21 protein-coding genes are annotated in these 21,436 nt (G+C 26.3%); all 21 read left to right on the top strand.

Translation table 11 applies throughout. The annotated features are described in order from the left end of the window. The first annotated feature begins 10 nt into the window (after nucleotides 1–10). The 21 genes from LPB137_RS11320 (at nucleotide 11) to LPB137_RS11220 (ending at nucleotide 21,434) form a co-directional block, all read left to right on the top strand. The gene (locus tag LPB137_RS11320; RefSeq protein ID WP_228144668.1) at nucleotides 11–2,014 is read left to right on the top strand and encodes a tetratricopeptide repeat protein; all 2,004 of its coding nucleotides are present in this window, start codon (nucleotides 11–13) and stop codon (nucleotides 2,012–2,014) included. Between the two features lie 60 nt (nucleotides 2,015–2,074). After that, nucleotides 2,075–2,383, top strand: coding sequence for a flagellin (locus LPB137_RS11315; protein WP_076088124.1), 309 nt, complete (start codon nucleotides 2,075–2,077; stop codon nucleotides 2,381–2,383). 11 nt (nucleotides 2,384–2,394) lie between these two features. Further along, nucleotides 2,395–3,267 (top strand): FliM/FliN family flagellar motor switch protein, encoded by an 873-nt coding sequence (locus tag LPB137_RS11310; protein ID WP_076088122.1) that lies wholly within the window; start codon nucleotides 2,395–2,397, stop codon nucleotides 3,265–3,267. Nucleotides 3,268–3,270: 3 nt separating this feature from the next. Next, complete coding sequence (locus LPB137_RS11305) at nucleotides 3,271–4,026, top strand: motility protein A (protein ID WP_076088119.1); 756 nt, start codon at nucleotides 3,271–3,273, stop codon at nucleotides 4,024–4,026. A gap of 12 nt (nucleotides 4,027–4,038) precedes the next feature. Further along, entirely contained in the window at nucleotides 4,039–4,812 is a 774-nt protein-coding gene (locus LPB137_RS11300) for an OmpA/MotB family protein (RefSeq protein ID WP_076088116.1), read from the top strand. Next, nucleotides 4,812–5,108: a rod-binding protein gene (locus tag LPB137_RS11295; RefSeq protein ID WP_076088114.1), complete on the top strand. Its 297-nt coding sequence runs from the start codon at nucleotides 4,812–4,814 to the stop codon at nucleotides 5,106–5,108. The genes LPB137_RS11300 and LPB137_RS11295 overlap by 1 nt, the downstream gene beginning before the upstream one ends. Before the next feature lie 10 nt (nucleotides 5,109–5,118). Beyond that, a complete protein-coding gene (locus LPB137_RS11290) occupies nucleotides 5,119–5,496 on the top strand; it encodes a hypothetical protein (protein WP_076088112.1) in 378 nt (125 codons plus the stop codon). Beyond that, on the top strand, nucleotides 5,483–5,875 hold the full coding sequence (locus LPB137_RS11285; RefSeq protein ID WP_172802484.1) for a hypothetical protein: 393 nt from the start codon (nucleotides 5,483–5,485) through the stop codon (nucleotides 5,873–5,875). The genes LPB137_RS11290 and LPB137_RS11285 overlap by 14 nt, the downstream gene beginning before the upstream one ends. After that, nucleotides 5,872–7,023: a flagellar biosynthesis GTPase FlhF gene (flhF, locus tag LPB137_RS11280; RefSeq protein ID WP_076088107.1), complete on the top strand. Its 1,152-nt coding sequence runs from the start codon at nucleotides 5,872–5,874 to the stop codon at nucleotides 7,021–7,023. Before LPB137_RS11285 ends, flhF begins: the two co-directional genes overlap by 4 nt. 3 nt (nucleotides 7,024–7,026) lie before the next feature. Next, entirely contained in the window at nucleotides 7,027–7,848 is an 822-nt protein-coding gene (locus LPB137_RS11275; RefSeq protein WP_076088104.1) for a P-loop NTPase, read from the top strand. Nucleotides 7,849–7,915: 67 nt separating this feature from the next. Next, complete coding sequence (locus tag LPB137_RS11270; RefSeq protein WP_076088102.1) at nucleotides 7,916–8,248, top strand: hypothetical protein; 333 nt, start codon at nucleotides 7,916–7,918, stop codon at nucleotides 8,246–8,248. A 10-nt stretch (nucleotides 8,249–8,258) separates the two neighbouring features. Further along, nucleotides 8,259–8,552, top strand: coding sequence for a flagellar hook-basal body complex protein FliE (fliE, locus tag LPB137_RS11265; protein WP_076088100.1), 294 nt, complete (start codon nucleotides 8,259–8,261; stop codon nucleotides 8,550–8,552). A gap of 9 nt (nucleotides 8,553–8,561) precedes the next feature. Continuing rightward, nucleotides 8,562–9,023, top strand: a complete 462-nt coding sequence (gene flgC / locus LPB137_RS11260; protein ID WP_076088098.1) for a flagellar basal body rod protein FlgC — start codon at nucleotides 8,562–8,564, stop codon at nucleotides 9,021–9,023. 3 nt (nucleotides 9,024–9,026) lie between these two features. Then, nucleotides 9,027–11,585, top strand: a complete 2,559-nt coding sequence (locus tag LPB137_RS11255) for a flagellar hook-length control protein FliK (RefSeq protein WP_076088096.1) — start codon at nucleotides 9,027–9,029, stop codon at nucleotides 11,583–11,585. Further along, nucleotides 11,585–12,334 carry a flagellar biosynthetic protein FliR gene (locus tag LPB137_RS11250; protein WP_076088094.1) on the top strand — a complete coding sequence of 250 codons (750 nt, stop codon included), beginning with the start codon at nucleotides 11,585–11,587 and terminating at the stop codon, nucleotides 12,332–12,334. The genes LPB137_RS11255 and LPB137_RS11250 overlap by 1 nt, the downstream gene beginning before the upstream one ends. A gap of 11 nt (nucleotides 12,335–12,345) precedes the next feature. Then, nucleotides 12,346–13,395 (top strand): flagellar biosynthesis protein FlhB, encoded by a 1,050-nt coding sequence (gene flhB, locus LPB137_RS11245; RefSeq protein ID WP_076088092.1) that lies wholly within the window; start codon nucleotides 12,346–12,348, stop codon nucleotides 13,393–13,395. A gap of 3 nt (nucleotides 13,396–13,398) precedes the next feature. Further along, the gene (locus LPB137_RS11240; RefSeq protein WP_076088090.1) at nucleotides 13,399–15,393 is read left to right on the top strand and encodes a tetratricopeptide repeat protein; all 1,995 of its coding nucleotides are present in this window, start codon (nucleotides 13,399–13,401) and stop codon (nucleotides 15,391–15,393) included. After that, the gene (fliI, locus tag LPB137_RS11235) at nucleotides 15,393–16,697 is read left to right on the top strand and encodes a flagellar protein export ATPase FliI (RefSeq protein WP_076088088.1); all 1,305 of its coding nucleotides are present in this window, start codon (nucleotides 15,393–15,395) and stop codon (nucleotides 16,695–16,697) included. Before LPB137_RS11240 ends, fliI begins: the two co-directional genes overlap by 1 nt. After that, a complete protein-coding gene (locus tag LPB137_RS11230; protein ID WP_076088086.1) occupies nucleotides 16,694–17,842 on the top strand; it encodes a flagellin N-terminal helical domain-containing protein in 1,149 nt (382 codons plus the stop codon). The genes fliI and LPB137_RS11230 overlap by 4 nt, the downstream gene beginning before the upstream one ends. A gap of 17 nt (nucleotides 17,843–17,859) precedes the next feature. Continuing rightward, nucleotides 17,860–19,971, top strand: coding sequence for a flagellar biosynthesis protein FlhA (gene flhA, locus LPB137_RS11225; RefSeq protein WP_076088084.1), 2,112 nt, complete (start codon nucleotides 17,860–17,862; stop codon nucleotides 19,969–19,971). A gap of 2 nt (nucleotides 19,972–19,973) precedes the next feature. Continuing rightward, nucleotides 19,974–21,434 (top strand): BatD family protein, encoded by a 1,461-nt coding sequence (locus LPB137_RS11220; RefSeq protein WP_076088082.1) that lies wholly within the window; start codon nucleotides 19,974–19,976, stop codon nucleotides 21,432–21,434. The last annotated feature ends 2 nt before the right edge of the window (nucleotides 21,435–21,436 follow it).

Genomic DNA, 21,436 nt, shown 5'->3' with positions numbered 1-21,436 from the left:
GAAAATTAAATTGAAAAGTAGTTTAGTATATAAAATAATATTAGCTTTAGTTTTTTTATATAGTACTTTATATGCTAAAAAAGATTTAATTGAATCTCAACCTGAAATAATATTTCAATTTGATAAATTAAAAAAATCACAAGAAAACTTAAAATTACAAGTTGATTTTAATAAAGCAGTTTTGCTTTTAAGTAAAAATGAATACGAAAAATCAATAGAAATTTTTAAAGAAACTGCAAAAATACTAGAAGTTCCATCTTTTTTGAATATTGGAATTGCTTATTATAAATTAAATTCAATTGATAATGCAATTGTATATTTAAATAAAATATATGAAAATGAGATTAATGCAAATGATCATACTTTTTCTTATATTTCTTCATGTTATTATTTATATCAAATATCAAAAGATAATAAATATTTAGACATAATTATCAAAGTAACAAAAAAGTTTAAGAACCTTTCTGAGCATTCAAAAAGAATGCTAGCTGATACTTATATAATTTTAAAAGAGTATGAAAAGTCATTAAAAGTTTTAGAATCTATGGACTATGCCTTAGATTTAAAAAAAGCATTATTATATTTGAAACTAAAAAACTATAATAAAGCTTCAATCCTTTTATCAAAAGCAAAAGATCTAACTGTAAACCCTAATAGATTAAATAAAGTTTTATGGTTTAGTGTTTTTACGAATTTAAAGTCAAATAAATTAGAACAATTAAAAGACGATCTTGAATTGATAAATGAAAAAAGAAATAATTTTAAGGCTAATTTAGAATTTCCATTAGAAATATATTTTAATCAAAACAAATATACTCCTGCTGAATACTTAAGTTCAGTTGTGAATTTTAAGAGTGATCGAAAAGAAGAATTTGTATTTTACTTCGCACCATTTATTTTTTCAGATACAAAAGAAGTTATTTATGATTCAACTAAAGGGTTTATTTTTAATTCAGATGAAAATATTAACTCCTTGAGCAAAATGGTAGAATATAATGCAAAGTTCTTGGATATAGTAAAAGAAGACCCAATTTTACGTGTAGTGAAATTAAAAAAACTTTTAAATAAAGATACTAAATCTTATGTATACTATAATTTAGGTTTATCATATGCTCAGATTAATGATTTTCACAATGCTTACAAATACTTTGAAAAAGCGTTCAAGCTAAATCCTGGTAATAAATTGTATGCTAGTATGAGTTTAATTACAGCAAAAACTTTAAAAATTAAAATAAAAGATAAAGAATATGTTGAAAAAATAATAAAAGCTGATGGTGGTTTATATAATTATTTTGGGAAAGAAATTTATAAGCTATTTATAAACCCAGAATATAAAACATCGTACGAATTACTTTCTTACTCAAATACTATTTTCTTTAAAGCCATAAGTTTTTTACAAAAATTAAATGATGGTAAAGATATATCATCTGAGCCTTTATTAAAAGAGTATGGAAAAGATCCTTTAATATATTTAATTCGATTAGTTCAAAGAGATAAAAATGAAAATGATCTTTCGTATTATTCTCGTCTTCAAGATAATATTCCCTTAACTTTAAATAATAACTTTTTAGAAGGTCCTTTAATAGTAACAAAATATTATGTAGATATTTTAAAAGCTTTAGGGTTATTTAAAAAAGCAGATTTTAGAATGCCAACTAAACATTCACCTTCTTATTTAAGAACAAAAGCTTTAACTGATTTACACTTTAATGCTTCGGATGAGACAATTAAAATATTAGATTATCTTCGTTTAGAATATAATTTAGAAGATAAGTACTCTATGTATCTAATGGTGGCAGCTTTATTAGAAGCAGGTCGATACAATGATGCTTCTGTTCAAATATCATTAATAAGAGCTATTTTAAATGATGATGGAGCTGATTTCTTAACAGCTGTTCAGTTAATTCAGGAACTAAAAATATCAACAGCAAAACAATATCTTAAAGAACCTTATTTAGATTCATTAATTGATTTTAAACTTGTAGGTTTTGACCAATATCTAGAATCTCTTTAAATATTTATTTATTTTGTGCTATAATATATGTAAATAGTGACTTTTCTAAAAGGAGATATTATGGAAATAAGTAGAGTAGCAGACATTGATAATGCTCAAACAAATAATATTGAGAAAGTTCAAAAAATCAACAATGTTGATGATAAGAACAAAATAGTAGCTGATGATGAATATAAAAAAACATTAGGAAAAGAGCAAATTGTAGATAAAAATGAAGTTATTTTGGATAACGTACGTTTTGGTTACAATAAAAACTCAAAAGATTTTTTTGTGAAAATTACAAGAGCTGAAGCTGAATATAAATATCCAACAGAGGATATGATGAAGGTAAAAGCATTCATTTTACAAGAATTAGAAAATAGAAATTAAGGTTTAAGTAATTGGCATCAGATTTATCTAACATCTTTAAAGATGAGTTATCTAATACATTAGAGCAACTATTATCAAAAAGCTCTCAGGTTGAAACAGTAAACAGTCTTAATGTCGAAAACTATATTTCTTCACAAGTAATTGAAGCAACTGTAGCATTTGACTTTAAAGATATTTCATCAACTTGGATTTTTTATATTCCAACTATTAGTGCAACAAAATTTGAATATTTGATGCTTGGAGGTTTGGGTGATCTTAAAGAACATATTGATGATGAAATTACTGATGCGGTTAATGAAATAGTTTCTAATATTAGTGGTAGTTTTTGTACATCTGTAAATGCACAAGGTTTTCCTGATGTTTCATCAATTAAATCTGAAGTTAAAAGTTCTACAATTTTAGAAGGTGAAATATTATCTTCTAAAAGTAATTTATTTGAATTTACTGTTTCATTAGATGAAGATAAACTACCTGTTATTATATGTTTTGATGAGATAATATTACCTTTTATCTCTTCAATTACAGGAAAAGAAGTTGTTCAAAATACTAACAACTCTTTAACACCAGCACATGTTGAACCTTCTTCTTCAATTTCAAATAATACAGCAAGCGTTCAAACACCAAAAAACTTAGAACTTTTATATAATGTGAAATTAAAACTTAGTGTTAGGTTAGGAACTAAAATAGTTCTATTAAAAGATATTTTAAGATGGGATGTTGGTGAAATAATTGAATTAGAACAAATGGTTAATGAACCTTTAGAAATCTTAGTAAATGGAATTAAAATAGGTGAAGGCGAAGCTGTTATTGTTGAAGGTAAGTTCGGTCTTAAAATTAAAAGTATCGGTAATGAGAAATTTAAATTAAACCAAGTAGGATTATAATTTATGGATAAGAGTACAGCAGGTGGATTGGGAGCAGGTTGGGGACTAGTTGCCCTAGCTATTATTTTAGGTGGTGTTGGTTTTGGACCATATATTGATATTCCTTCTGTTATTATTGTTGTTGGTGGTACAACAGCAGTTACAGCAGGACAATTTGAAGCTTCTGATTTAAAAAGATTTACTCCTGCATTAAAAGTAGCCTTTAATGAGGTAAAGGTTGAACCTTTACCTGAACTAGTCGAAAAGATTACCTTTTATGCTACTGAAATCAAAAAACATGGTGTGATGCAAATTGAACAAAAGGTAATGGCTGAAACTAATCCTTTCTTCAAAGAAGCTTTTCAACTTTTAGTTGATGGAACAAAAGCAGAAACACTAACTCCTTTACTTGAAACAAAACTTGAACATATGGGTAAAAGACATGGAAGAATGATTGCTATGTTTGGAAATATTGGTGGAACAGCAGGAGCTATGGGTATGATTGGTACTCTTGTAGGTCTTGTTGCAATGCTTGCAAACCTTTCTGATCCAGCTGCTGTTGGTCCTGCAATGGCTGTTGCTTTATTAACTACAATGTATGGAGCTTTAGTAGGTACTTTATTTGCTGGAATTGTTGAAAGTAAATTAGCACAAAAAAATGATAAAGAAATTGTTGCTTGTGAAGTAATTATTTTAGGAGCATCTATGATTGCAGCAGAAGAATCTATAGGTAATATTAAAATGCAGTTAAATTCAATTTTAACTGATGTTGAAGAATAGAAGTACTTAATTATGGCAAAAGATAAGTGTCCAGAATGTGAAAAATGTTTACCAGGTTGGCTAGTACAATTTGGTGATTTAATGTCATTACTTCTAACATTTTTTATTCTTTTATTATCAATGGCCGTTATGGATAAAAAGAAAGTTGAAGAGTATTTCGAAGTTATGCGAAAAGCAATGGGTTTTCTTGATAAAAATACCTCAGTAGAAGAACAAACAGAAAAAAACTCAACAGATGATAGTAGTTCAGATTCAGATGACGAAGATGATGCTGAAACTACAGCTGAAGAAGCTGCTCAAGAAGTATCAGAATTAATTGCAGAAGTTAACTCAAATAGTTTAAATGAAAGCGAAGAAGTTAGTATTGAAAAAGGTAAAAATGAATTTACCCTTGATATACCTTCAACTATCATGTTTGATGATGGAGAGTATAAACTAAGTAATCCTGCTGCAAAAGTGTTTATTTCAAAAATAGCAAGAGTAATTAGAACAATGCCTCAAACTTTTAATATAGAAATAATTGGACATACGGACACAAATAGAATTAAAAATACTACAATACCTAGAGATGCTTGGGATATATCTGCTTTACGTTCAATATCAGTTGTTAAAGAGTTAATAAAAAATAAAATTGACCCAGCAGTATTAAAAGTATCAGCGTATGGTTCATATCATCCTAAAAGTGATAATTCTGCTGATAATAGAAGAGTTGAAATGAGATTTTTTGCTCAGGATAATCAAGATGATATATTAGATGAAGAAAGTTTTTTTGATAGGTTGGAATAATGGAAATAAATAGTAACAATTTAGTAGATATCTCTACTTTACAAAATAAAGATTTTAAGAATTTAAATACTGAAAATTTAGAAAATAAAGAACTTAGAGAAGTTGCAAACTCTTTTGAATCATTTTTCTTAAATCAAATAATGGATGTTTCATTAAAGTCAAATAACATTGCTGGAGAAGGTCCTGGTTCTGATATTATAAAAAGTATGTATTTACAAAATATTGCTGATAACTCAGCAGGTAGTTTTGGTATTAGTAATATGTTGTATGAGTTTTTAAGTAAAAATAATAAGTAAAAGGAATCTTATGGTAGATGAAATAATTCAAAGAATGTCTGAACTTGTTAAGAGTTTACAAAGCTCTATAGAACTTGATATCATTGATATAAAAAAAGCAAAGCATGAATCACTTTTAAATAGAAATGATGAAAAACATAATATAATTAATGAAATTACTCAATTAAAAACAAAATTAAATCAAGAACTTATTTTGAAAATAGAAGAAGGTGTTGATGTTAATATGTATAGACAAAAGGTTGATTCTTTAGAAGAAGAATTAAAAGAACTCTATGAATTAAATAAAAAACTTGCATCAATTGTATTACCAGTTCAGCAAATGTATAAAGAATTAGTTGATGATATTGCTGCAGCTAATGGAGGAAATATTTTTGATGTTAAAGCTTAGTTTATTTCTTTTTCTTCTTACAACTAATGCGTTTTCAATAAGTGTTTTAGTTTCAAAGCAATCAATTGGCTTTGAACAAGTTTTAAAAGCTTCAAAATTAAGATTAATGAGTGTACCAGAATTAAAAAAAGCATGTATACCATTGACATTAAAGCAAGTTCAAAATAATAAATATATCACAACTCATTATATAAATAAAAATTCAATAATTTGTCAAAAAGATGTTAAAACATATACTAAACAATCTGTAGTTTTTAAATTTGGTGGACTAGAGATTGAAAAAAAAGGAAAGATTGTTTTTGAAAATGATGAGTTTATTCGTATAAAAAAAGAAGACGGAACGATAGAAAAAATATACAAAGATGGACGTTTAAAATGAATATGCTCTCTTTTTTAGGAGAAACGCCAACAATTGCTTTACGTTTAGCTCAAGAAGAGTGTGGTGAAGAAGCGATTGTAATTTCAACAAAAAAAATATCTAATGCAAATGATAGTGGGCAAGATATGTATGAAGTTGTTGTAGCAATAGAAGAAGATACAAAGAAAAATAGCCTTACTCATACAAAACAAACTATATCTAAACCTAATACTTCTAACAAACCAATACAAGCTAATGTTTATGATTTTAGAGAAGAAATTCTTAAAATGCAAAAAGCATTAGAGCAAGTTAAGCAATCAATTTGGGAACCTAAAAGTCAATTATATGATTTGACTATTCCTCATGAGTTTATTGATATGTATACATTATTTGAAAAAAATGAATTTGATCAAGAAATGACATATACAATTATGAAAAAGACAATTAAACAATTGCCTGTTTCTTTAAAGTCTAATCCTCAAAAAATTAATGATTTCTTTAAATTAGTTCTAAGAAGAATTATTCCAATTAAATTTGAAGTTCCATTGCGAAAACATCAAAGAAAAATTATTATGATGGTGGGACCAACCGGAGTTGGAAAAACAACTACTATTTCAAAACTTGCAGCAAGATATGCATATAAATTAGGACAAAACTATAAAGTTGGTATAGTTACTTTAGATTCATTTAGAGTTGGAGCCATAGAGCAATTACAAGCATATACTAATATTATGAGACTACCTCTTGAAATAGTGAAAAAACCAGAAGATTTAGCTGAAGCTCTTTTTAGATTAAAAGATTGTAATTATATATTTATAGATACAGCAGGTTCAAGTCAATACGATGTTGATAAAATTGAGCTAATTAATGAATATCAGAAAAAAGTAGAAGAGTTGCCAATTGAAAAGATATTAGTACTTCCTGCAAATGTAAAACAAAGTGATCTAATTGATATTTATGCAAATTATTCTAGATTAAATATTGATTATTTGACTTTTACAAAATTAGATGAGACAAAAAGTTTCGGAAATTTAATATCTTTTTCTCATAAAACAAAAAAATCAATAACATATTTTTCTATTGGTCAAAATGTACCTGATGATTTGATTGTTTCTGATTCTTCTTTTTTAATTGATTGCTTTATGAATAATAAATGTACTAGGAAATAATTATTGTTTAATAGTATTTCATCGCAAGCAAGTAAGCTAATTAATCTCACAACACGTAGAAAAAGAAATGTTGATTCTAAAACAAAACTAATTACAATTACCTCTGGAAAAGGTGGTGTTGGAAAATCAACATTTACTGCAAATATCGCATTTTTATTAGCACAAAGAGGTTTAAAAATAGCAGTACTAGATGCAGATATAGGCTTGGCAAATATGCAAGTTCTATTTGATATTAAGCCTAAATATACATTTTTCGATTACATAGATGGTAATAAATCTATAAATGATGTTATAAGTCAAACTTCTTATGAAAATATTTCTTTATTAGCTGGAAAAAGTGGATATCAATATTCAAATCACTCTAATTCTTTTGTATTTACAAGGGTAGTTGAAGATATTATTTCTTTGAATAAGTTTGATATTTTATTAGTTGATACAGGTGCTGGATTGAATGATTTTGTAAAGGAATTTTTGAGTATTTCTGATAATATTATTGCTCTTACAACTACAGATCCTAGTGCTTTAACTGATGTTTACTCCTTAATAAAAATGCTCTCTATAGATAAAGATAAATTAATGTTATGCTTTAATCATACGAAAAATTATAAAATTGGAGAAACAATAGCTAACTCTTTAGTTAATTTAGCAAAAAAAAATAGGCTAAACCAAGATTTTATGGTAGAATATATAGGTAACGTTTCTACGTCTGCTAATATTTCTACAACCGGAAGGTTAAGAAAGCTGTTTACTAAAGAGTTTCTTGATGATGATTCAACTAAACAATTGCAGGACGTAATAAATTATTTACTAAAAAATATTTATTAAGGTATGGCTAAAGTGCAGGCATTTTATGTAACTAATGCTTTATTACTGTTATTAAAAGTTGAGATTCATGGTTGTTGAACGTTTTTCTCAAAATGTAATAAATAGTGGAATATTCCGTTTATTTATTGCTTCTGGTTTTTTTGCTACAGTAATATTCTTTGTTGTTAATGCTGACTTTTTTACACCTATTGAAATGATTTTTGGTATAATTGGAGTAACAATTATACTAAAGGGCATATCTAATATTATGCTTTCGATGATTATTTCATTTTTTAGTTTAGATAATAAAAAAAATGAATTAAATTTTAAATATAACGAAGAAAAAATTGATGCAATGCTCAGTGAGTTAAATATTCAAGATGTATTAGCTTCAAATAAAAAAACTAAGAGCACTAATTAAGGAATAAAGTATGAATATATCTTCTATAAGTAATTCAATAAGTCCACTTACTTTAAACAACAGTGAACAAAAAATTAATGATAATAAGTCATTTCAAAATATGCTAAATGATGCAATTGGTGAAGTGAATAATGAACAAATAGAAGGTTATAAAGCGATGGAAGGAATTGCTACAGGTAAGGTTACTAACTTGCAAGAAGCTGTTCAACAAATTGAAGAAGCTGAGCTTTCTATGAAACTTGCACTTGAAACTAAAAACAAAGCAGTTAGTGCATATAAAGAAATTATGAATATGCAAATATAAGGATAAATTATGGGTTTTTTTGATGGTTACAACGTATCTACTTCAGGAATGAGTGCACAAAGAACACGAATAAATGTTGTAAGTGCAAATATTGCAAATGCTAAAACAACGCACACTGATGAAGGTGGTCCTTATAAAAAACAACAAGTTGTTTTCGAAGATGTTTTAGTCAATCAAACAAACAAAACAAATAATAATGATATTGAAACTAACAATAATAGAAATTCAGCAAATGAATTACGTGGAGTTGGAGTTAAATCAATACTAGATTCACAAGCAAGTCCAGTATTGAGATTTGAACCAAATCATCCTGATGCAAATGAAGAAGGATATGTAGCTTATCCAGATATTAATCCTGTTGTTGAAATGGTAGATTTAATTGAGGCTATGAGATCTTATGAGGCTAATGTTGCAGCTTTTAATACTCATAAAAATATAGATTCTAAAACATTAGGTATCTTAGAGGTATAGATTATGACAAAGCAAGTAGATATATTATTAACTAATACAAATGATGCTAAAAATTTAAAAAGTACATCTGGTGGAAATAAAGAAGTAAAACAAGAAGCTTCTTTATTTGATAAATTATTAGCAAATAATCCAAAGCTTGATAATAAAAATATTGATTCAAATGAAAAACTTACTGAAAACAAAAAAACTTTTGCTGATACTAAAAAATTAGATTCTAATTTAACATCTTCAAAAGAAGATGAAAAAAAGTCTGATAATCAACCTTTAGATAAAAATATTTCTAAAAGTAGTAATAGTTCATCTTTACTTGATAGATTAGTCTTAGAAGCAAAAAAGAACACACAAAATAATAGTGTAGAAAAAGAAATATCAGAAAATGCTAAAACTACAGAAATAGTAAAAACAAATGAAATAAGTGAAAAATCTGTAGAGAAAACTGTAGAAAAAGTAATTGATTTAGATACTAAGAATAAAGAAGTAAAAGACACTAAAACTGAAATAAAAATAGATAATAAAATTGAATCAAAAATAGATTCTAGCTTAAATAGTGATTTGCCTAAAAATAATAGTGTAGAAAAAGAAATATCAGAAAATGCTAAGACTACAGAAATAGTAAAAACAAATGAAATAAGTGAAAAATCTGTAGAAAAAAATGTAGAAAAAGTAATTGATTTAGATACTAAAAAATTAGATTCTAATTTAACATCTTCAAAAGAAGATGAAAAAAAGTCTGATAATCAACCTTTAGATAAAAATATTTCTAAAAGTAGTAATAGTTCATCTTTACTTGATAGATTAGTCTTAGAAGCAAAAAAGAACACACAAAATAATAGTGTAGAAAAAGAAATATCAGAAAATGCTAAAACTACAGAAATAGTAAAAACAAATGAAATAAGTGAAAAATCTGTAGAGAAAACTGTAGAAAAAGTAATTGATTTAGATACTAAGAATAAAGAAGTAAAAGACACTAAAACTGAAATAAAAATAGATAATAAAATTGAATCAAAAATAGATAATAAAATTGAATCAAAAATAGATTCTAGCTTAAATAGTGATTTGCCTAAAAATAATAGTGTAGAAAAAGAAATATCAGAAAATGCTAAGACTACAGAAATAGTAAAAACAAATGAAATAAGTGAAAAATCTGTAGAAAAAGTAATTGATTTAGATAATAAGAATAAAGAAGTAAAAGACACTAAAACTGAAACAAAAATAGATTCTAGTTTAAATAGTGATTTGCCTAAAAATAGTAGTATAGAAAAAGAAATATCAGAAAAAATTGAAACAACTCAAACAGTAAAAACTATTAATTTAATTGATGAAAATATTGACCAATCTGTACTTTTAAATAAAGACACAAACGCAGTAAAAAATGAAGTATCAGAAAAATTACAAGCTATTCAAAATAATACAGACAAAGAAATAAATAGAAGTAAGTTGTCTGAGAATGTTACAACTAGTAAAGATACTAATTCTATTAGTGAAGAGCAAGTAGAGAATAAAAACTCTAAATTAGCAAAAGATTTAAATGAATTAAGTAGTAATGCTCTTAAAAATGAGAAAATAAACATTACAAAAGATGAAATAGAATCACTACCTTTAAAACAGAAAAATGAACCAAAATCATTAATGGACAGTTTAATTGAAAAATCTAATAATATTAAGAATCAAACTACATTAGATGAAAATGAAACAACAATATTAAAAAACAATGATACTTCAAGCAAAGAATTTAACTCAAAAAGCGTAATAAGCAATATATATTTAAGCTCTCAACAAAATAGTATAAATAATAGTGCTTTATCAAATAAATCTCAAGCAATAAATGCAGTAAAAGATGCAACAACAATTGATGAAGTAGAAGTTAATGCCAATAAATTAGAATTAAATGTTAAAGATATCAAGGTAGAAACTAAAACAAATGAAATTAACAATAATAGTCTTAATTTATTAGATAGAAGAAATAGCTTAGATAAATTAGCATTAAATAATAATGCAAGACACAATGAAATGACTAATTTAGTAACAAGTTCAGTAGAAGCTAGTAAGGCTATTTTGAACAATGATACTCTAAATACTGATAATGAGGTTTCAGTAAATGTAAGTGCTACCTTAGCTCAAAATATTGAAACAAGAATTATTGCAGCAAGACAACAAATGTCAACAATGATGTCAGATATTGCAAGAAGAATGTATGAAAACTACAAGCCACCAGTTACTGCATTAAGAATAAATTTAAATCCAGCTGCACTTGGTAATATTGCAATTGTTATGAAAAGTGATAAAGATAATGGAATAAATATTAGTTTAAATATTTCAAACTCTGCAACTTTAGATGCTTTTGTTGATGGACAAAATAGTTTAAGAAGTGCTTTAAATAAAACATTTGATGAAAATACAGTATTTAATTTAGATTTTAATTCAAGCGAACAAGATAATAATAATTCAAATAATCAAGAAGATTCTAAAAATCAATTTACAAATGAATCTGATACACAAACTATTTTAGAATCAAGAGAGAAAAACTTAGAATCAGAAGATAGAAACTTAGACTATATGTAATGGAAGCATTTTTATCTTTATTAAATGAAGATATTGTATATCAATTTCTACTTTTATTAGCTCGTATTGTCTCTTTTGTGGCTTTTATGCCTGTATTTGGACACACAGCAGTTAGTACAAGAATTAGAATAGCTTTTGCTTTTTACATAACTATTTTTGTATTCCCTTTAGTTGAAATCACTACTCCTATTACAGAAGATACATTTATTCTTGGTTTGATTTCAGAAATTACTTTAGGTTTAGTTGCTTCAATGTTTGTAAATATTATATTTGCGTCTGTTAGGATTATTGGTGAGTTTGTTGGTTTTGCAACTGCTTTATCTATGGCTACAATGTTCGATCCAGCAACTGGTTCACAGGAAGGATTAGTCTCAAGACTACTTTATTGGATTGCTATAGTATTGTTCTTTCAAACAGGAATGTATGAAGTTACTTTAGTAATACTTATTAAAAGTTTTTCTATGGTTAATTTAGGAACCTTTGATATCTTTTCCTATGATGGAATTCAAATAGCAATTGATGAAATAAAAAGAATGTTTGCATTTGCATTTGCATTTGCTTTACCATTATTTTTTATTGGTTTTATTATGGATGTCTATTATGGCTATGGAACAAAATCAATGCCTTCTTTTTCTCCATTTGTTATTACTTTTCAATTGAAGTTTGCATTGATTTTTGTTTTTCTAATTCTTGGTATGGAAGTTTTTACAGAAGCTTTTACAAATTACTTTATAACAAAATTTGAGTAGGGAGGTTTAATATGGCTGATGAAGATGAAAAAACCGAAGAACCCACCGACAAGAAAATTGAAGATGCAAAAAAAGAAGGTAACGTAAATAAATCTGCAGAAGTTACAGGTGCTGCAATTTTAACTTTAGGATCAATGTATTTATTGTTTTTCTCTTCTTATTCAATGAGTGAAATTAAAAAAATGATGATGTTCTCTTATAGCTTTATTGGTCAAGATATGGACGGTAGCGTATATTATGCAATTACATATACTACAGTAATGACTTTTTTATCAGCATTACTTCCCTTATTTGCTTTAATAATGGTATTAGTTTTTGCTACAAATTGGATGCAGTTTGGTTTTATTACTACTCCTTTAAAAATTGATTTGCAGAAATTAGATCCAATAAAAGGTTTTGGAAATATTTTTGGTTTGAAAAAAGGAATTGAGGCTTTAAAACTTACCGCAAAACTTACAATTATTGTTGTTGTAATGTTTATATTATTTATTTTAACACACAAAAAATTTCTTGCAATGATGGATCAAGAAACTTCAGCTTCAATAGCTTCTATGATTGAGGTAATATTTTTCTTTTTAGCAGCAATACTACTTATTATAATAATTTTTGCTATAATGGATTTTTATTTTACAAGACATTATTATATGAAATCTTTACGTATGAGTAAGCAAGATATTAAAGATGAATTTAAAAATATGGATGGAGATCCTCAAGTAAAAGGTCGTATTAGAAGAATACAAATGGAAATGTCACGTAAAAGAATGATGGCAGATGTCCCTGATGCAGATGTAGTAATCACTAACCCAACACATTATGCAATTGCTTTAAAATATGATAATGAAGTTGATTCTGCACCTAAAATGATTGCAAAAGGTATTGATTTTATTGCGGTAAAAATAAAAGATATTGCAAAAGAAAATAATATACCAATTATAGAAAACCCAGCACTTGCTCGTGCATTACATGAACAAATAGAATTAGAACAAGAAATACCAAGTGGATTTTATAAGGCTTTAGCTGAAATATTTTCTTATGTGTATGAATTAAAAAAGAAGAGGTAGAGTTTGAGAATTTTTATACTTTTATTTATATTATTAAATACTCTTTATGCCAAAAAAGATTTCTATTATAGTTTTATAAATTCTTCTGGTGCTCAAATTTCTGAAAAAAGAAAGCAAACAATTAGTGATGGCTTTGATATAATAGAAAATGCTAAACTACTTGCTCGTGATGGTAAAATTGATGAAGCTTATTCACTTATAAAAGATTATAAAGAAAAAAATAAAATTAATGTTTTAAGTTCTGACTTAATAATTCTTTATTCTGAATTGTCATTAAAAAAAGAATCAAAAAGATTTTCACTTGAAGCTTCAAAACTGCTTGAAAATGCAATAAACACATCTTCATTAAATCAATTTGATTTAGCAAAAGCATATATGCTTTTAGTTGAATTAAAATTAAAGATTAATAAAACTAAAGATGCTAAATATTTTGCGCAAATAATTATAAATAACTTTGAAGATGAAATTACAAAGACTTATGGAAAAATTCAATTAGCAAAAGTATATAAATATCAAAGAGCTTATGATAGGTCAATAAAAATATTATATTCTATTTTGGCAAAAACTAATGATAAGTTAATTGCTACAATTGTTGCAGATGAACTTTTTGATGTCTATATTGATAATAAAGATTTTGAGAAAGCAAATAACTTGATTTCTAATGTTTTAAAAAGCAATATTGAATACTATGCTAACGATTCATATTTAGCAAACCAAAAAATCACTAAATTAATAAAATCAGATATGCCAGAACATGCAGTTGAAATTTTAAAAGAGTTATTAAATAAAACTTCTAAAGAAGAATCTATTGAAGACTTTAAATATAAGTTAGCAAATACTTATATGCTTATGTATGATAGAACAAATTTTTATTTGGAAAAAGCAAAAGAGTTATATAAAGATATTATAAATGATTATGCACAGGGTGCTTATGCCAAAAGATCTAAAATGTTTATTGATGAAATTCTTATGAGGCAAGGAAGAGTTAAACCTTCTGTAATTGCGGCTAAATATAAATCATCTGAAGCTATGCAACAAAAAGCATTACTCCAAGAGCTTATAAATGATAAGGAAGACAAAAAATATAAACTTATAATGCGTTCAAAAAAAGTTTATAATAAAATTTCAAATACAATAGCAAAAAGATTTGGGTATAAATCAATTGAATCAATATTTGATGAAGTAAATATTGAAATGATTAAAAATTTTTTAAATACGGGGAAATGTTTTGAATTAAATAAAGCATTAAAAACTTCAAGAAATGAAACTTTAGAAAAATTAATAGAAGATGAAACTATAAAATATAAATTTTTTGAATGTCTTATTGAAGTACCTTATGAAAGAGGATATTTACAGGTTAAAGATACTTTTAACACAAGTAGAGATCCAAATATATACTTATATTTAGAAAGAATGGCTTATTCTTTAGGTTTAAGTGATGAAGCACTTGATTATTCTGCAAAAGTTGAAATGGTTGATAATCAAGATGTTTTAGCAAAAGAATTTTTATATAGATATCAAATACTTAAATCAAAAGGTGATGGTTTATCTTTAGATAAGTTCTTTTCTTACGCAAATAGAAACATAAATTTTATTGAATTAAATAAAAATAATCCAATAATTGTAGATTTTTATTATGATTATTATTTATATTTACTAAAGAAAGATGATACAAATAAAGCAAAAGAAATTTTAAATAAATTATATTTAAAACAAAAAGAATTAAAAGCAAATATTTATTCTCCTTTTGTTGAAATGGAGTTATCAAAAATTTCAAAAGATACTAATCAATTACAAGAATCGATTAATTATTTATTAGAAGGTAAAGATAATACAAGAAGATTAAAGCCAAATGATGAAGTTAAAATTTATTATGATATTCTAAAATTATACGAAGCATTAGGAAATAAAATAAAACAAGATGAGTATATTATTAAGTGTAAAGATGTAAAAGATACAAATGAAAGTCTTTATAAAAAAATGTGTGATGAGATGTAATGGATATTGAAAATTTAATTAATAATATTGATTCAACAAATCTTTCAATTGCATTTGGAAGAATAAAAAATATTTCCACAACTACAATTACAGCAACAGGATTAGAAGTAGCTGTTGGTGATATTGTAAAAATTGAATCTGTTCAGCATCTTTACACAGTTTTAGGAATGGTGGCATCAATTTCTAATGATGATTTTACTATTGTTCCTTTTTCTTTTATTGAAGGGTTTAGAATATATGACAAAGTGTATTTACAAAAAGAAGGTCTATCTATTAAGTGTGGTTATGGACTTTTAGGTAGGGTTGTAAATGCTTTAGGTGAACCTATTGATAACGGTGGGAAAATTAAAGATTTAGAAGAAACTTCTGCAATTAATAAACTATCAATGCCTCCCCTTGAACGTGGAATAATAGGTGATAGATTTTCAACAGGAGTTAAATCAATTGATTCAATGCTAACTTCTGGAAAAGGTCAAAAAGTTGGTATTTTTGCAGGTTCTGGTGTTGGTAAATCTACATTAATGGGAATGATTGTAAAAGGTTGTGAGGCACAAATAAAAGTTGTTGCACTAATTGGGGAAAGAGGAAGAGAAATTCCTGAGTTTATACATTATAACTTGGACAATAAATTAGAAAACACTGTAATAATTGCAGCAACTTCTGATGAATCAGCATTAATGAGAAAATATGGAGCTTTTACAGCTATGGCAGTTGCAGAGTTTTTTAGAGATAAAGGTCATGATGTATTACTTATGATGGATTCAGTTACAAGATTTGCAATGGCTCAAAGAGAAATAGGACTAAGTACTGGTGAACCTCCTGTAAGTCGTGGTTATCCACCTTCAGTATTTTCTTTATTACCTCAATTAATGGAAAGAGCAGGGAATAATCAAAAAGGCTCAATTACAGCATTTTTTACTGTTTTAGTTGATGGTGATGATATGAATGATCCAATTGCAGATCAAAGTAGATCTATTCTTGATGGGCACATTGTATTAACTAGAGAATTAACAGAACAAGGATTTTATCCTCCTATTAATTTACTTAAATCTGCATCAAGAGTAATGGACAAAGTAGTTGATAAAGAGCATTATAATGACTTTTTAAAGTTAAAAAGAGTATTATCGTTAATAAAAGAAAACGAAGTTTTAGTTCGTGTTGGAGCATATAAAGCGGGAATGGATCCTGAACTTGATAATGCAATGGCTAAAAAAGAACAAATAAGAGAATTTTTAATTCAGGGAACTGATGAAAAATATGATTTTAATGAAATCGTATCAATGTTTAGAAAGGTTTTACAATGATTAATCAAACAGAACAAACACTATATAGATTATCTAATTTAAACGCAGAACAAACTAGAATATCATATCAACTGTCTACAGGAAAAGTAATAGACAAGGGTAGTGAAGATTCATCTTTATATTCTAGAGAAATATATATAGATGATAGAATTAGAACATACGAAGGTATTCAAACTCAAATAGAAAGAACAACTGCTCAAAATAATGTTTCAGATTCAACAATAGGTGAAATGAAAGCACTTTTTGAGTTGGCTAAAACAGAAATAATAAAAGCTAATACTGATACAACAAGTGATGAAGGTAAAAAAGCGATTGCTCTAAATTTAGCTGGTATAAAAGAAAATCTTTTTGATTTAGCTAATACACAAGTTGAAGGTGAATATTTATTTGCTGGTTCAGACTCATCAGTGATTCCGTTTACAAAAGATTCTGATGGTAATGTTACATATGAAGGTAATAATATAGCAAGAAAAATTTCAGTTGATGATGGTTCATATAGAGAACGTGGTGTAAATGGCTATGACGTAATGACTTATCCTTCAAGCACAGCACTATCTGGAGAAACTTTAAATTTTAAAGAAGCAGATACAATTATTGATGAAAATGGTGATATTTGGAAGTTAAATGCAGCTAAAACTGACATAGAAATGTTGAAAAAAGATGGCACTGTTGATACTTCAGTTGCTTCAAAAGCAGTAGATAGTAATGATGGATTAACTCCTCCTACTTATACTATAAATGATATAGGCTCTGATTCTGGAACAAAATTTGAAGCACGTTCAAATATCTTTGATTTAATAGATGATTTAGTAAATACATTAAACAAAGTTGATTCAGATGGAAATGCAATTGATGATGATACTAGAGATGCTTTATTATCTGAAAATCAAGAAAAATTTTCTGAATCTTATGATGCATTAAATCTTGCTCATTCAGAACTTGGTTCAAAAAATCAAATGTTTGAAATTTCTCTTGAGAGAGTTACTTCTAAATTAACACAATATACAATATTATCTCAAGAAGTTGGAGCAGCTGATTTAACTAAATTAGCTATTGAATCAGCTGCTTTAGAATTAACATATACATCTTTATATTCTACAATACAAAGAACAAATGAATTATCTTTGACAAACTTTCTTAACTAGTTAGACAAAAATAGTATATGAATTTAAGAAAGTTTTTAAGTAAAGATTTATTCATTGTTGCATTATTTGTAGCAATTTTAACAATTATTATTGTTCCTTTATCAAAGGGAATATTAGATTTTTTTCTAATAATCTCTTTGTCTTTATCATTGTTAATTTTACTTATTTCTTTATATATACAAAAACCTGCAGACCTTACTACTTTTCCTACCATTATTTTAATATTAGCGTTATTTAGGCTTTCTTTAAATATTGCAACTACAAGGTCCATTTTAAGCGAAGGGCATAATGGTCCTGATGCAGTTAGTTCCATTATTTCGGCCTTTGGGGATTTTGTTGTTGGTGGAAATATGGTTATTGGTGTTATTATTTTTATTATTCTTGTACTTATTAACTTTATGGTTGTTACAAAAGGTGCTACAAGGGTTGCTGAGGTAACTGCTAGATTTACACTTGATTCTATGCCTGGTAAGCAAATGGCTATTGATGCTGATTTAAATGCAGGATTTATAGATGATAAACAAGCACAGCAAAGAAGAAAAGAGCTAATTTCTGAAGCTAACTTTTATGGAGCTATGGATGGGTCTTCTAAGTTCGTAAAAGGTGATGCTGTTGCTGGTATTATAATTACTTTAGTAAACCTTGTTGGTGGTTTGCTAATTGGATTATTTCAACATGATATGACAGCTGCACAAAGTGGTGAAATTTATACAATTTTAACAATTGGTGATGGATTAGTTGCTCAAATTCCTGCACTTATTCTTTCAACTGCAACAGCTATTATTATTACTCGTTCAAATATGGATGAAGATAAGTTTGCAAATCAATCAATTAATCAATTAATCAAAGATAGTAAGTCTTTAATTTTAGTTGGTATTGGAATGGTTTTATTCTCATTAATACCTGGTTTTCCTTCTGGGATTTTGATTGTTATGGGATTATTATTAGTATTTATTGGGTACACAATTGATATGATAAATAATGAAAAAGATAATGCTGTAACTAGATTTTTCAAACCTGAAAATGCAAAAGCAAAAGTTGATGATAATATTGACGTATTAAAAGATAGAAAGAAAAAAGCTGCTGTTCCTAATGAAGAGCAAACTATTGAAACAATAATGAAACTTGAAGTTTTAGAATTAAAACTTGGAATTAGGCTTTTACAATTAGTTCAAGGTAACTCAGAATTATTAGATAAAATTAAAGCAATTAGAAAAACAATTGCTACTGAGTTAGGTTTTGTAATTCCACAAATTAGAATTTCAGATGATGCAACACTAGCACCAAATGAATATAGATTATTCTTAAAAAGAATACCACTTGTAAGTGGAAAAGTTGAAATAGAAAAGCTTCTTGCAATGGGTGGTTTAGGAAATGAAAAATTACAAGGTTTAAAGGTAAAAGAACCTGTATTTAATTTAGAAGCCACATGGATTAGTCCTAGTTTAAAAGAAGAAGCTTTAATGAAAGGTTTCACAGTTGTTGATGCACCTACAATTATTTCAACGCATATTTCTGAAATAATTAAAAAACATGCTGAAGATATTATTACAAGACAAGATATCGTTAATATTATAGATGGACTTAAAAAAGACTTCCCTATAGTAATAGAAGAAGCTATGAAAGTTACTTCTTATGGTGCTTTATTAAAAGTTTGTAAAGACTTATTACATGAGAAAATTCCAATTGTTGATATGCTTACAATTGTTGAAGCAATTGCTGATATCGCAGAATTTACAAAAGCACCAGATGTATTGCTAGAACATGTAAGATCAAAACTGTTTAGATTAATTACAGATAAGTTTAAAGATGCTGATGGAGTTTTACATATTATTACTATAAAACCAGAACTTGAACAGCAATTTATTGGTAAATTACAAGAACAACATGGAGTTTCTCAACTTTTACTTTCAATTGCTGAAATTAATAATCTTGTTACTAAAACAAAAGAACTAGTAGACCAAATTGAAGTAAAAGGTTTCTCAAAAGTTACTATGGTTGTAGATCCAGTATTAAGAAAAAGAATTTCCGAAATATATGAAAAATTTGGCTTACAAATTACAGTATTATCTCATGCTGAACTTGATTCAAAAGCTAACTTTGCAATTGAAGGAACACTAGACTTTTAGCCATGTTAATAATTAGATTTTTGTTTTTATCATCAATATTTATCATTTCACTGTTTTCTAATGTTGAGTTAAGTTTGCCAAAAGAAGTAATAAAAGGTGAGCCTTTAGTTTTTTCATTAACAATAAGTGCAAATGATATAAAAATGCCAAAACTAGATACTATAAATTCATATAGTGTTCAAGAGATATCTTCATCTACTTCTACGAATATAATTAACAATAAAATTACAAGAAGTATTAGAAAAATATATTCATTATATCCTTCAAAAGATTTTGAATTTCCAAGTTTAAAGTTTATTATTGATGGAAAAGAATTTTTTACTAAAAGTCAAAAAATCACTTTAAAAAATTCACAAAAAACTGTTTCACCAATATTTGACTTGAGCTTAAAGACAAATAACAAAGATTTATATGTAAGTGAAAACTTTGTTTTAACTGTTGTTTTTAAATATAAAAAGAATTCAAATATTGTTGATTTATCTTTTGAAAAACCAAACTTTGATAATTTTTGGTACAAACAATTACCAAACACAAAACAATATGAAGAGAATGGATTTATTGTTCAAGAATTAAACTTCTTGTTATTTCCTTTAAAAGAAGGAATCTTAAAAGTAAATCCTTTAAAAATTAATGCACAAATAATTGATGCAAGTAATTCCTATTCATTATTTTCAAATACTAGCTCAAATATAAAAATATATTCTAATGAATTAGAGTTTAATGTAAAGAAATTACCATCAAATACAAATTTAATTGGTAAGTTTGATATAAAAGCTAGTGTTGATAAAAGTAAAGTAAAACAAGGTGAAGCTATATCATATAAGTTAGTAATTACTGGAAATGGTAATATTGAAGATATTAAAGATATAAAGTTAAATATCAAAAATACTACAATTTATGATAATAAACCCAAAATTAAAGCTAAATATGAAGATGGTAAATACAAAGGCACTTATACAAAAGTTTTTTCAATTATTCCAAATGATTCTATAACAATTCCTAAAATTAAAATAGAATACTTTGATAAAGATTTAGAGCAAGTTATTTCGAAATATAGTGATGAAATAAATATTGTAGTAGAAAAAAATAATGAAATTAAAAAAGTAGAACTATTACAAAAAGCTAAAAAAGAAGTAAAAGAAAAACAAGTAATAAAAATAGTAGAAAAAACTTCACAAAAAGATAGAATAATTTTCTTCACTTTGGGTATTATTGTAGGAATGTTAATACTAGGTTTATATTTCTATGTTATAAATTATAAACGAATAAATAAATCTAATGAAACATCTTTAATAAAAAAAGTAAAAAGCTCAAATACCAAAGATGAATTATTAAAAATATTAGCAGTTTATATAAAGATAAATTCTTCTTTAGATGAGTTAATCTTTAAATTAGAAGAACAAAAAGATATTAAGATAATTAAAAAAGAGATTATCAAAAAATTAAAAGAATTGAAATTATAAGG

It is taken from the genome of Poseidonibacter parvus (genome assembly GCF_001956695.1).
In the GTDB taxonomy this organism is placed as follows: Bacteria; Campylobacterota; Campylobacteria; order Campylobacterales; family Arcobacteraceae; genus Poseidonibacter; species Poseidonibacter parvus.
Note: the sequence above shows the minus strand (reverse complement) of the source record. Positions and strands in the feature narration are given on the sequence as shown.